Source organism: Dyadobacter luticola (assembly GCF_005860805.1).
Classification (GTDB): Bacteria; Bacteroidota; Bacteroidia; order Cytophagales; family Spirosomataceae; genus Dyadobacter; species Dyadobacter luticola.
Genome location: NZ_VCEJ01000004.1, coordinates 1,939,106 through 1,952,304 on the forward strand (window position 1 = coordinate 1,939,106; position 13,199 = coordinate 1,952,304).

General features: G+C 50.5%; 8 protein-coding genes. 1 reads left to right on the top strand and 7 read right to left on the bottom strand.

Annotated elements, in window-relative coordinates; all coding sequences use genetic code 11:
• Window positions 1-165 (top strand): hypothetical protein, encoded by a 165-nt coding sequence (locus FEN17_RS27320; RefSeq protein ID WP_171037954.1) that lies wholly within the window; start codon window positions 1-3, stop codon window positions 163-165.
• On the opposite strand, the gene FEN17_RS18790 is transcribed toward FEN17_RS27320, so the two are convergent.
• The 7 genes from FEN17_RS18790 to FEN17_RS18820 all read right to left on the bottom strand — a co-directional run bounded on the left by FEN17_RS18790 (window position 162) and on the right by FEN17_RS18820 (window position 13,197).
• A complete protein-coding gene (locus FEN17_RS18790; protein WP_138366845.1) occupies window positions 162-1,544 on the bottom strand; it encodes an alpha-L-fucosidase in 1,383 nt (460 codons plus the stop codon). The genes FEN17_RS27320 and FEN17_RS18790 overlap by 4 nt on opposite strands.
• A gap of 31 nt (window positions 1,545-1,575) precedes the next feature.
• Complete coding sequence (locus tag FEN17_RS18795) at window positions 1,576-5,118, bottom strand: VCBS repeat-containing protein (RefSeq protein WP_138366846.1); 3,543 nt, start codon at window positions 5,116-5,118, stop codon at window positions 1,576-1,578.
• A 6-nt stretch (window positions 5,119-5,124) separates the two neighbouring features.
• On the bottom strand, window positions 5,125-6,693 hold the full coding sequence (locus FEN17_RS18800) for a RagB/SusD family nutrient uptake outer membrane protein (protein WP_138366847.1): 1,569 nt from the start codon (window positions 6,691-6,693) through the stop codon (window positions 5,125-5,127).
• Between the two features lie 9 nt (window positions 6,694-6,702).
• Window positions 6,703-9,747 (bottom strand): SusC/RagA family TonB-linked outer membrane protein, encoded by a 3,045-nt coding sequence (locus FEN17_RS18805; RefSeq protein ID WP_138366848.1) that lies wholly within the window; start codon window positions 9,745-9,747, stop codon window positions 6,703-6,705.
• A 68-nt stretch (window positions 9,748-9,815) separates the two neighbouring features.
• Window positions 9,816-11,558: an alpha-L-fucosidase gene (locus tag FEN17_RS18810; RefSeq protein WP_138366849.1), complete on the bottom strand. Its 1,743-nt coding sequence runs from the start codon at window positions 11,556-11,558 to the stop codon at window positions 9,816-9,818.
• Window positions 11,555-12,844: an L-fucose:H+ symporter permease gene (gene fucP, locus FEN17_RS18815; protein WP_138366850.1), complete on the bottom strand. Its 1,290-nt coding sequence runs from the start codon at window positions 12,842-12,844 to the stop codon at window positions 11,555-11,557. Before fucP ends, FEN17_RS18810 begins: the two co-directional genes overlap by 4 nt.
• Entirely contained in the window at window positions 12,841-13,197 is a 357-nt protein-coding gene (locus tag FEN17_RS18820; RefSeq protein ID WP_138366851.1) for an L-rhamnose mutarotase, read from the bottom strand. The genes fucP and FEN17_RS18820 overlap by 4 nt, the downstream gene beginning before the upstream one ends.
• Window positions 13,198-13,199: the final 2 nt, after the last annotated feature.

Here is a 13,199-nt window from a genome sequence, read left to right on the forward strand (position 1 = left end):
ATGAAAACAAACTTACTTGCAATTGCCGCTTTACTGGGTGCGCCGTTTATGTGTATCGGGGTGTATGATTCCATTATCGTCTGGGTAGCGATGGCCGTGACCTTGCTGGCAAAAGCCAATGCGCGGCCGCAGCTCACACCTGAGCGGCAAGCAGAACTAGTTTAGTAAACGCCCAGCTCAGCGATCGATGGCGCTTCCTTGAAATCGCTGAATTTAACCCGGATTTTTTGCCCGACGACCGGGTCGAAACGCACGACCTGGATCCGCGTTTCCTGCCTGCCTTCCGACAGCGGATGCCATTTGTTGTTGGCAAAATATTCCAGGTTGTAATGCAGCGGATTGGCTTTCGTAGCGGTGATTACCACCGTGTTAAAGCTGATTTCCTTCAAAAGATCCACTTCCAGCCAGGGCTGTTTGACAGACGGATTCGAAATCCAGCTTGTCTTGAAATCGTCGTCATTCGCGAAATCCATGATCATCATATCATCGCCCCAGCTGGAATCAGCGGGACGGTTTTTGGCCAGATTGGAAGAAATGATTGGACCTTCGTTGGCGGGCAGGGTGGGAGAGGCGGCCGGTTTTTTATACAGTTTGCCAATCTCCTTCAATTCTGCAATCACATTATCGTCGATCAGTCCGTCGCGGTTCGGGGCCACATTCAGGATAAAATTGCAGTAAATTTGATTAAACGGTACCACATTTTTGTTCACCAGATCCTCTGCTTTTTTCACGGGCGTTGTCGGAAATGAAGGTTTCCAGAACCAGTATTTGTTGATCGGCAGGCAGGATAGTGCAGGCAAATTGTTGGTTTCTTTGGAAATGTGCTGGCCGGCACCCTGCTCGTATGATTTGATATCCGTATAAAATAAGGCTTCGGCGGGATATTTGGCCGCATTCAAATCCATGAGCAAACATTGCGGCTGGATGGATTTCACCAGGTTATAAATTTCTTTAAAAGGCACATCATCGTACGAAATCCGCGACCAGGGCGCATTCCAGCCGTCAATGATCAGGGCTGTGATCTCGCCGTAATTCGTCAACAATTCTGTCAGCTGGTCCTTGATCATTTGAATGTGCGCCGGGGTAATATGGCCGGGCCGCAGCTTGTGGTGGGTGTCGAGGATCGAATAATAGAGCATCACTTTCAAGCCCTGTTTGCGGAAAGATTTGGCATATTCGGCCACAATATCTTTTTCATACGGGCTGTGCATGACATTGTAATCGGTGGTTTTGGTATCCCAGATCGCAAATCCGCTGTGGTGCTTGGTGGTCAGGCAGCCGTAAGTCATGTTGGCCGATTTCGCAGCTTCCGCCCACTGATCGGTGTTGAGTTTTTTAGGATTGAAAACCGCCGGGGACGCGTCAGGATCGGCCCAGTCGTCGGCACCGTAAGTGGGAATGTTGTAGTGAATAAACATGCCAAAACCGAGGTCGACAAACTGCTGCTGCAAATTCACCAGTGTTCTGGAAGGTTCGGTTTTTTGTGAAAAGGCTGTTTCTGCAAAGCCCGTAATGATCAATAAAATAATTAGTAAGCGCTTCATTATTAACATTTAAAGTATTTTAAATAAGACATTATTGCCGGCTGAAAACTTTCCTTCCTTTCCCGTTTTTATCAAAAAATATTACCTCTTTCACAGCCTCGGAAATACCGACCGACCTTTCCTGCTGAGACAGGTAACCCGCCCCGTAATAAAATTCCTGCTTCCGTTTTGTGCCATTTTTTAATGTCATGCTGGCATAGATATCACCCGGTGAAGGGTGTATGATTTTTGAAAAAGCCTGTTTTTTGTTTTCCAAAACATGCAAGCTATCCTCATTCGAGACGGCCAAAATCAGTTCAAGTCCCTGGGTATCATGAAGCAAACCGATCCCGCGCGTAGCCCCGGCCAGGAACAAACCGCTTTTTTCGGCAGGTATCGCCTTAAAATTCCCTTTTCCATCGCCTTTCAACAAAACCCCCAGCGAGGCGTCCATGAAACCATAAACCACTTCATTGGAATGCGAGTTACCGGTGATCAGCAGATCCAGGTTGCCGTCGTCATCGGTATCCGTGGCCAGGATGCCGAAAATGCAGGAAAGCTGCGCCTCCGCCGGGAGGGGTTTCGCGTCAAATTTGCCATTTCCTTTGTTGATCAAAATCACACTCTGGAAAGTATTGGCAGTGTAATGCTTCGATTTGGAAATGAGATCCTTACTAAAAATATCTTCCAACTTTGCTTTGCTGAAAGGCTCGTACGTACCGAATGTTTTCTTCAAAACCGGCATCGAGCGGAAAAGGTCATCGCGGTAGGTGAGGGGGTAACTTTTTTTCTCGCCATCATTGTCGGCAATGTAGCTGGTCACCAGCGGTTTGAACTTTCCGTTTCCGGCGAAATCTGCATAGAAAAGTTCGAGCGGCTGATCCTTCGACGGGCGGTAGTCAATGTTGTTGCCCATGTTGCCGAGCACATAGTCGGTGTCGCCATCATTATCCAGGTCAGCGGGGTAAATGCTGTTCCACCAGCCCGCCATGTTTTCCAGGCCGGTCTGCGTGGTCACATTCACCAGTTTTCCTTGTTGGTTTTTCATAAAAACCGGCGCCATCCACTCGCCGGTGACAATCAGGTCGGTCCAGCCATCGTTGTCAAAATCCGTCCAGACCGCAGCATTGATCATGCCGGCATTGAGCAAGTCCGGGGCGAGCTGCCGGGTAACGTCAGTGAATTTCCCGCCCTCATTTTTTAAAAGATAGCTCCGTGGCGGCTCGGGATAAGCGCCTGGTGAAACCGCGCCCGCCCGGAACAAATCCAGGTCACCGTCCCGGTCAAAATCCGCAGCTACCACGCAGCTCCCGCTGGAAACCGTAGGTGGCAATGCACCCGTATTTCTTGCGAAATTTCCTTTACTGTCATTGACATAAAGCCTGTCCTGGTACGCATTGGGTTCATTTTTCAATTCACTGCCGCCGCTGACTACGTACAGATCCATATCCATGTCACCGTCGGCATCAAAGAAAAGCGAGCCCATATCTTCAAATTTGGCATCCGCTTCGTTGATTTTTTTCTCCTCAAAACCTTTTCCCGACTGCCTGAACAATGTTCCCGGCATCCCAGCCGCGCCGCCGATAAAAAAGTCCGTTCCGCCCTGCTGATCCGCATTGCCCACCGCAATGCCCGGCCCTTTTTTGGAATACATCGCCAGCAGCAAAGACTCGTCGATGAAGTCATTGTACTCGTTTTCCGTGTGTTTCCAGTGCAGATTGTATTGATCATTTCCATTGGAAAAAACAGCCTCAGAACTGCTCGGGCCATTATTTTCGCTTTCAACTGCATTTTTATAGTCCAGCGTCAGCCGCTGATTTGCCTTCACCGATTTCAAAACCTGCGATTTCCCATCCGGCCAAAGCACTTTTAAGGAATCGATCACAACATTCTTTCCCAACCCGACGTGCAGCGGCGCGTTCATGCTGGACAAATAGCCTTTTACCGGAGAAAAATAATTGTAGTACTTCTCCTGCGCGCAGTACAAAGTCACCGCCGCGCCGACTCCATTACGGTTTTTTTCACTGCCATTAAAAACAATCTGCAAATAGTTGTCCTTCGCTTCCCGCTTCATCGCGGTGTTTTCAAAAACAAAGGCCTCTTCATTGATATTATTGACCACCAGATCCAGGTCGCCATCATTATCCAGGTCGGTATAAGCCGCTCCGTTTGAGAAAGAATCGTATTTCAGTCCCCAGTTTTTGGTTTGATTTTCAAAAGAAAGGTCACCGGTATTCCGGTACATATAATTGGATAATTTGACGCTTTTCAGCAAACTGAGCAGGTTTTTTGTGCGGTTCGCTTTCACTTCATTCGTGCCGAACATACTGTTTTCAGTATTGTAAGCCAGGAAATCCAGGTCCGTAATATCTTTCACAAAACCGTTGGTAATGTAGGCATCGCGGCGGCCGTCGTTGTCGTAATCGGCGAGGAGTACGCCCCAGCTCCAATCCGTGGCCTGCATGCCGGTCAGCTGGGCAATGTCCGAAAAATAGGTGACGCCGCCGGGAGTAGTACCCTGGTTCAGCTGCACCGTGTTGCGCATGTACTGGTCAATGTACCCCGCCTTTTTGCGCAGAAAAAACTTCTCGTAATCCGCCTTCGCGATCATGGTTTTGCGCCGTTCGTTGTTTTCCGGCAGCATATCCATCACCATAATGTCAGGCTTCGCATCGTTGTTAATGTCCTCAATGTCAACCCCCATACCATTATAGGTCTGGTGCCGCATGCTCTCCTTCGCAGATTCTTTAAAGGTTTTATTTTTCTGGTTGATCAGCAGCTGATCATTTGGCATAAAATCGTTGGCAGCATAAATGTCCGGCCAGCCGTCCTGGTTGAGGTCGCCCACGGCAAGCCCCAGTCCGTAGCCTTCCTGCATGATCCCGGCTTTGGCAGACACGTTTTTATAGAACGGATGTCCGAGCGTATCGCCCACATTTTCATAAAATTTGTCCGCCGTTTTACCCCTGGTGATCCCGAATGTGGAAGGCATGATCAGGGTCTTTTCCACTTCATCCACATCATTGGTCAGCAGGTACATATCCAGATCGCCGTCGCGGTCGTAGTCCAGAAATGCCGATTGCACGCAGAAGGTGCTGTCATTCAGGCCATACTCGGCAGCCTGTTCTTTGAATGTCAGGTTTTTTTGATTGATAAAAAGCAGGTTATGGTGCTTTTTGGCAAATCTCGGCCCGGCTGCATTGACATAAATGTCCAGGAAACCATCGTGGTTAATGTCCACCACCGACACGCCCATGATCCAGTCGGAAGTAGTAACGCCGGCTGGAATGGTGATGTCTTCAAACTGCATATTTCCTTTGTTGAGGTACAATTTGGAAGAAACCATATTGCCCGTAAAGAAAATATCCGGCAACTGGTCGTTATTAAAATCACCAACACCAACCCCGCCGCCATTGTAGCAATAATAGTAAGTGAAGGTATTGATCGTATCCCCTTCGGTAATGTTATTCGCGAAATGAATGCCCGTGTCGTCCGGGGAAAGTTTGTTGAAAAGCCTGTCTCCCCCGCGTTTGCAGGCAAAGGAGACAAGCAATACCAAAATAAAAACGGTAATTCCTGGTAAGCGGATTTTCATCGTGCCTCAATCAATATACCCCGGATTTTGCTTCAATTTCGGATTGGCACTCACGTCATTGAATGGTATCGGAAGATATTCATTCTTGTTCGGGATGAATTTGCCGCCACTGTTGGAGCGGTATTCCGGGTGTTTGGTGAACACTTCTGCCATGGTACCCCAGCGCAGGAGGTCAAAAATGCGGTCGCCTTCCAGGGAAAGTTCCAGCACGCGCTCGTCGCGGACTGCCGTGCGGAATGCATCCTTGCTCAATCCCGCCGGGATATCCGGCATGTTGGCACGCGCACGTACCCGGTTGATCGCCTCGTAAGCGGTCGCCTCAGGGCCGGTCGCTTCATTTTTGGCCTCTGCGTACATCAGCAGCACATCGGCCAGGCGGATCATCCTCCGATTGTTGGCCGCATACCACCAGGAGCCCGGCACCAGCGAACTTTCCCGGTCATAATTCAAATATTTACGGTCCCAGATGCGGTTGGTATCCGCGCCGGTCATTTTCGTTTTGAAGCTATCCTGGTAAATTTTCGCCCCCGGATAATTCCAGACCATCGTCGCATAAGCCCGCGGATCGATCTTACCATCTTTTGTTTTTTGTTTCATAAATGCGTCGAAAACCCATTTATTCACCGAAATACTGCCCTGGCTCGAATACGCGGGCGGCGCAATGTCGGGCTCGTAAGCCTGGCCGCGGCCCACATTCGGTGTGCCGCTGGTACCCCAGCTCGCATTCACATTGCTTTCATATTGCAGCTCCCAGATCGACTCCGCATTATTATTGGTAGCCGTCAGGAAGTTGTCCTGATAATTCGCCACCAGCCGGTACAATCCCGGTTTGTCAATGATCTTTTTAAATTCAGCAGCCGCATTCGTCCAGTCTTTGGTAAACAAATAAGCTTTCCCAAGCAGCGCAGTAGCGGCTCCCCAGGTAGCGCGGCCCACATTGGCGGCGTCTACTGTTTCGGGTAAGGCAGCCTGTGCCGCTTTGGCGTCGCTGATGATCGATGCCCAAACCTCCGTCTGCGGCGCCTGCTCCACGAAAAGGTCATTCACTTCTTCCACCGGTGCGAGGATGAGCGGAATGTTGCCCCACATATTGAGCAGGTAAAAATGCGCCAGCGAACGCAGGAAGAAAGCTTCTCCCAAAATCCGCTTCTTCTGCGCCTCGTCCATCTCGATTTTTGGTACAAAAAACAAAACCGAATTGGTACGCGCCACAATCGCATTCAGCTCGCCCCAGCCTTCGCCCACACGACCGTCGGTAGGTACCACCGTAAATGTGCCCGGGTCGTTTACCGCCGGCCACGAAAATGCGTTTGCGTCGTCGCCGCGCTGGATCGTGAGGATTCCGCCGAGCATCCGTCCCCATCCCTGGGTGGTGGTGAGCGGACCATAGCAGGCCACCAGACCTTTTTCTGCATCGTCCGCTGTTTTCCAGAAGCTTGCGGTACTCAGCGCGTTCGGGTTGGTCAGGTTCAGGTCATCTTTGCTGCAATTCACGGTCATCATCACGACCATGATGAAAACCAGGGGAAGTGTGATGAATTTCCGCTTTTTATGAGTGTTCATGCTTGTATTCATGGTTTCTAATTAAAAGTTCAGGTCAATACCAATACTCACGATCCGTGCATTCGGGTAGGCCGTCTGGTCCACACCGTTGTTGAGCAGGCTGCCAATGTTGTTAGGGTTGCTGCCACCGTTGCTGTTCCGTCCCACTTCCGGATCATACCCTTTGTATTTGGTAAAAGTCAAAAGGTTTTGTCCGCTCACATAAAAACGTGCATTGCTGATCTTCGCTTTGGAGAGGATCGACTGCGGCAAAGTGTAGCCGATCGTCAGGTTTTTAAGTCTCAGGTAAGATCCGTCCTCGATATAAAAGGAAGACGAGCGTTTGTTATTGGCAGGATCCAGCTGGGTCGCCCTAGGAATGTCCGTATCGGTATTCGTCGGCGTCCACGCATTCAGCACTTCCGGACTTTTGTTGCTTCCGTAATCCAGAATGTACTGGAACCGGCCTTTTGCATTCCAGATCTTGTTGCCATTTACACCCTGAAAAAACAGGCCGAAGTCGAAATTTTTGTAGTTCGCATTGAAATTAAGACCATAATTGAATTTCGGAAAAGGACTCCCCAGCCAGGTCGGGTTTTTACTGAATTTAAAATCACCCGCCGTCGCGTCAGTACGTCCGTCTTCGGTTGCCTCCGCTTTGGTTTGGTAAATTCCTAATACCTGGTAACCCCAGAAACTGCCGATCGGCTGGCCCACATCCGTGCGGGTAGCTTGCAGCGACTGCTGGGTAAATCCGCCCGCAATGATCGGGCTTACCCCGTCACCCAAACTGATTACCTTGTTTTTCACCGTGCTGAATGTACCCGTTATGCTGTAATTGAAATCCTTTCCGGCCGGTCTCGCATAAGTGGCTGCCAGCTCGAAACCCTTGTTATTGATCGAAGCCGCATTTTTGGTTAATGTGCTACCCGCACCGCCGTAAGCCGGGATCGGGATACTTGCCAGTACATTGGAGGAGGTTTTATCAAAATAATCCGCTGAAATCGTGACCGCATTATTTAATAAAGCCAGATCAAAACCGATATCGCTGGTTTTGGTCGATTCCCATTTCAGAGCCGGGTTCACATACTGTGTCACCGCGATTCCTGGCTGCGCACCGCCTGCGAAATAATAATCCGAGGTAAGGTTAAATGTTGGCGAAGTCAGGTAGTTGCCAATATTCTGTGAGCCCAAGGTTCCGTAGCTTCCTCTCAGTTTCAGGTCATTGACCACCGCATTCTTTGGAAAAAATGCTTCCTCGCTTACCCGCCAGCCCAATGAGAAGGAAGGAAATGTAGCGAAGGTATTGTGCGGATAAAGGAATTTGGAAGAACCATCCCGGCGGATCGTGGCAGTGAGCAGGTATTTGGATTTGTAATTATAATTGATCCGCGCCAGTGCCGATTGCAGTACAAACTCCTGTAAATCACCATTGGTATTCACCGTCCGGTTGATCGCCGCATTGATTACGCGCAGGTCATTGGAAGGAAAATTCGCCGCCGTCGCACCCAGACTTCTCGCCTGGCCATTTTGCGAAGTATAACCTACCAGCACCTCGAAATTATGATCGCCGAGGGATTTGTTGTAGGTCAATGTGTTTTCAACCAATGTGGTGAACGATTGAATGTACGAATCATTCAAAGTGGCCTGCTGCTGGAAAGCTTCCTGCGAATTACTCATGAAAAACGCCGGCGTGAAGTCGTACTGGCGGTAAACCGAGTAATCCAGACCAACATTCAATTTGTATTTCAAACCATCAATGATCTCATATTCAAGGCCAATGTTACCCAGAGCCTGGTCCGTTGTGTACCGGTTATCGTCCATGTGTGCCAGCCCATACCAGCTCACCGTCCGCGCCACCCCGGCAAATGCAGGGTCCTGACCGGCATAACCACCCAGATTTTTGGGATCATACACCGCGCTGGTTGGCAGCGGGCCTGTTTCCCGGCCTACATACGTATTGGGATTGTTGACACTCCGCGACAAGCTCAGCGATTCCGTAAACTTGAAACGTCCCTTGGTGAACTGAGAATTGGCGCGCAGGTTATACCTTTTAAACCAGGAATCCGTCGCAATCCCTTTCTGGTCAAAATATTGGCCCGAAATAAAATACTTCGCCGAGTTGCTGCCGCCCGACAAGCTGAGGTTGTAGTCCGTCATCGGCGCCGTGCCGAGTTCCAGGCTTTGCCAGTCGGTATCGATCGCTGGGTTAAACTGCGCATCATTGGCCGGGGCACGTTCCAGGCCATCATTGTCATGCGCCTGGTTGTTCCAGTCAGCATATTGGCGCGCGTTCAGGAATTTGAGCTTTTTGCTCGGCGCCTGGATGCCACCTTTTACATTGAGGGCAATTTTCACGTCGCCCGCCTTGCCCGATTTCGTCGTCACGAGCACCACGCCATTTGCAGCCCGGCTACCATAAATCGCCGCTGCGGAAGCATCTTTCAATACTTCCATCGATTCAATGTCATTCGGGTTGATGTACGACATCGATGCCGCGATCATTCCATCGATGACATACAGCGGCTGGTCATTCCCGAATGTTCCGGTTCCGCGGATCACCACAGCCGGAGCCTGTCCCGGCGCGCTACCGCCTTGCTGCACCGTCACACCAGCCAGTCGTCCCTGCAATAAAGCCGACGCATCGGCTGCAATCACACTTTTCACGTCACTGCCTTTCACACTGCCGACGGCCCCGGTTACGTCCCGTTTTTTCTGGGTACCATATCCCACCACGACCACCTCGTCGAGCGCGCGGTCTTCATGTGATAGTTCCACAGCAATTTCGGTACGGTTTCCGATCGTCTCTTCCACCGTTTTGTAGCCGACAAAACTGAAAACCAGGATTTCGTCCCCCGGCTGGGTTTCGAGCGTAAAATCACCTTCACCATTGGTGACGGTCCCGCGCTGCGTGCCTTTCACGACCACATTCACACCGGGCAGGCCCACTCCCTGGCCGTCTTTCACCTTTCCACGGATACTGGCCACGGTTTTGGCGTGCGTTGCCGGCAGCCGGGTACCTCCCTCCGCGAACGTTGCCCCGGAGAAGGCAGAAATAAATAAGAGCTGATAAAATAGTTTTTTCATAGGTTAAGGATTAGTGTTGAGGTTTATGCGTAAAATCTTGAATGTTAATACCTTGAAGTGTAAACAGACTAATTTCCGGGCGGGAAAAGTTCAAATTCGTTGACGCCGAAATAGCCATGGTACTGATCGATCACCAGCCTGAATTTCTGCGCGGTCACCGGCGTAATGTCTTTTTGCCAATCGCCCATTTTCGTGTCCGCCGCCAAATCCTTCCAGCTGTTGCCGGCCAGGTATTGTACCTTGAATTTTTTGATCTCCGATTCACTGTATTTCGACTCGCCAAGCTTGATCCTGCCTACCGGTTGCGGCTTGCCGAGGTCCACTTCCAGCCAGCCGGTCGGTTGGTAGAGCGACATGATTTCATCGGAGAGGTAATGAATGTTTTTTCCATAAATCTGATGCACGTCAATGTCTTTCCTCCGCCCGATCTTCCAGCAGGTTTTCGGATTATCGTCAAATGCCGCCGCCGGGTCGTGGTAAAACTGCCCGACAGAGCTGGACGCTGTGGCTTTTTTATTGTAGGCCAAAGAGTTTGTCGTGGAAAATGGCGCGATGGGAGAAAGTGCAGATAGCGGTTTGTCCATCGTCAGTACCGCGATGGTCGCGATGGAGTCGATCTTGTTTTCCGGGAAACTGATTTTCAGGTCTTTGCCACTTTGCGTCACATTGATTTTCGTCCCATCCATCAATGTGGCTCTCTTCACTTTGGCTGCAATCGCGGGAAGTGTGAGCTCGTTTTTGGCAGCATTGAGCAAATGAATGTAAAGCTTGTCGCCTTTGAAAGAACTCACATAATCGGCAGCCGGCGTGTAGATCCCGCCTTTTGTATTGTATATCGCAGGCTCGTTCTTCTTGATCCAACTCCCCATTTCCCTCGCCCGCGCGGCGAAATCAGCCGGGAAAACGCCGGTGCTGTCGGGGCCAATGTTGAAAAGTAAATTGCCGTTTCCGCCCACGCAGCGCAGTAATGTGTGCACCGATTCTTTGAGGCTCCGTGGGTGGTCGCCGAATTTCCAGGCCCACTGGTGGCCCATATTCGTACAGGTTTCCCACGCGGTTTTTCCATAGCCAGCTACAAAACCTTCGGGCGTGGCATAATCCGCGTAGTTACCCACAAAGCCGTGCGATTCGTCCGGTGTGAAAGGTTCGAGGCGGTTGTTGATGATGATTTCAGGCTGTAATTTTCTCGCTAAGTCATACACTTTTTTCGGCTCGACAGGACTGGGCCAACCTTCAAAATCAATCCATAACAAACCGATTTTACCATAATTGGTCAGCAGTTCGCCAACTTGTTTGAGCACCCTTTCTGCAAAAACCGGGTTCATTTTCGGGTCGCGGCAGTCGGGATCTTTCCAGTCGGCAACCGAAAAATACCAGCAGATCGGCATGTTGGCTTCGTGCGCGGCCTCGGCAAGTTCCTTGCACACATCGCGCCCGAAAGGCGTGTTCATAATGTTGTAGTCTGTCGTTTTTGTTTCAAAAAGGCAGAAGCCGTCGTGGTGCTTGGCGGTGAGGACCATGTACTTCATGCCCGAAGCTTTGGCCAGGGCTACCCATTCTTTTGCATCGAATTTTTTAGGATTGAACCGCTTATAAAGCGCATCATATTTCGCGGCCCCATAATCCTTTCGCGACCAGCTGATTTCTTTCCCGATCAATGAAACCGGCCCCCAGTGAATGAATAAGCCCATTTTTGCATCCTGCCACCATTTGAGCCGCTCGGCTTGCGGTATCCCGGCGGATTTTTCTTTTTGGGAAAAACCATTGAAAAAGGCGCATAAAAGGAGTAAAACGAAGAAGAGCTTTTTCATAAAACAGAACTGTTAATGTTGATATTTTCTAAATCCAGGGCCGCCGGGCGAGTCAGGACCCGGTGCCCCGATCTCGCATAAAAAACCAGGTACGCATAGCAGATCAGGGGAACGAAAAATGCGGTTTTAATGCCAAAGCCGTCAGAAACCAGCCCCATCAGCGGCGGGATCACCGCACCGCCCACAATGCTCATAATGATCAGCGACGAGCCGGTTTTGGTATAATTCCCCAGGTCCTTGATGCTCAAAGTGAACAGGATCGGGTACATGACGGAGGTGAAAAATCCGATCAGCGAAATGCTGTAAATGGAAATATAGCCGGTTTGGGAAATAGAAATGAAAAGCAGGATCATTGCCGATAATGCGCAGACCATCAGCATTTTGGCGGGATCAATGCTGCGCAGCCCGTAAGCCCCCGCCAGCCTGCCCACCAGCACCAAGGCCATGTATAAAGTGATAAATAAAGCCGCATTTTGCTCGGTAAGTCCCGCAATCCCCGACGATTTGGCGTAGCGGATCATGAAGCTCACAATCCCAACTTCCGCGCCGAGATAGCAAAATACGCCCAGCGCGCCGAGGACGGTATGCCGGAATTTAAAAACGGCTTTCAGGCTGCCCGACGACCCGCCATCTTCCTGAATTGTTGGTAATTTGATAAAATACAAAAGCAACCCGATCACGACAAAAAGCCCGCCCAGGCTCAGATAGGGTGTTTTTACCAGTTGCGCTTCCGCATTTAAGTAGTGATCCAGCTCAGCAGCATTAAAACCAGCCACCGTAGAAGGTGCCACCTCTGTGGCATGCAGCAAAAAGCGGCTGCCAATAAACGGCCCGATGGTCGCGCCGAGTGAGCCTACCGCCGAAGCCAGGCTTAGCCGGCTGGAAGCCCGATCAGGGTCGCCAAGAACGGATATATAAGGTGTTGCGGTCACTTCGAGAAAGGTAAAACCGGCCGCCATGATAAATAGCGCCGCCAGGAAAAGAGGATAAAACCGCGTATCGGCTGCGGGGAAAAACAGGAATGTGCCCAAGGCGGCCGTCAGCAAGCCGGTGACCATGCCTGCTTTGTAGCCATATTTACTGATGAATTGACCCACCGGCAAAGCCAGCAAAAAGTAACCGCCAAAAAATGCCGATTGCACCAGGGAGGATTGAAAATCAGTCAATTGACAGGCTCTTTTCAAATGCGGAATAAGGATATCATTGATATTTCGGCTGAGGTTCCAGATGAACATCAGGCTCATAACCACCAGTAAAGGGACCACCACTGCCTTCCCGTTTTTCATTGCATGTGGTCGTTTAAGAGAAATACCGGCTCCATAGCCGCCCAATGTTCTCCCGCCCGGGCCTCGGGAAGCGTTTTTTGAAATTCGGCCATCAATGTTGCCCACTCGGTTTGCCGCGGCATCTGACCCATTTTCTGGAAAGCCTCAGTCAAATCCGTGTTTTCGTCGAAATCCACGATCATGAAAAGCCGCGAACCGATGCGGTAGATCTGCATGTCCAAAACGCCCGCCTCCCGGATCCCCGCAGGAATCTCCGGCCACATGCCTTCCAGGCTGTGGTAATGCGCGTATTCCGAGATCAGGTTTGGCTCGTCCACCAGGTCCAGCGCCATGCAGGTTCTTTTCGTGCCCATCT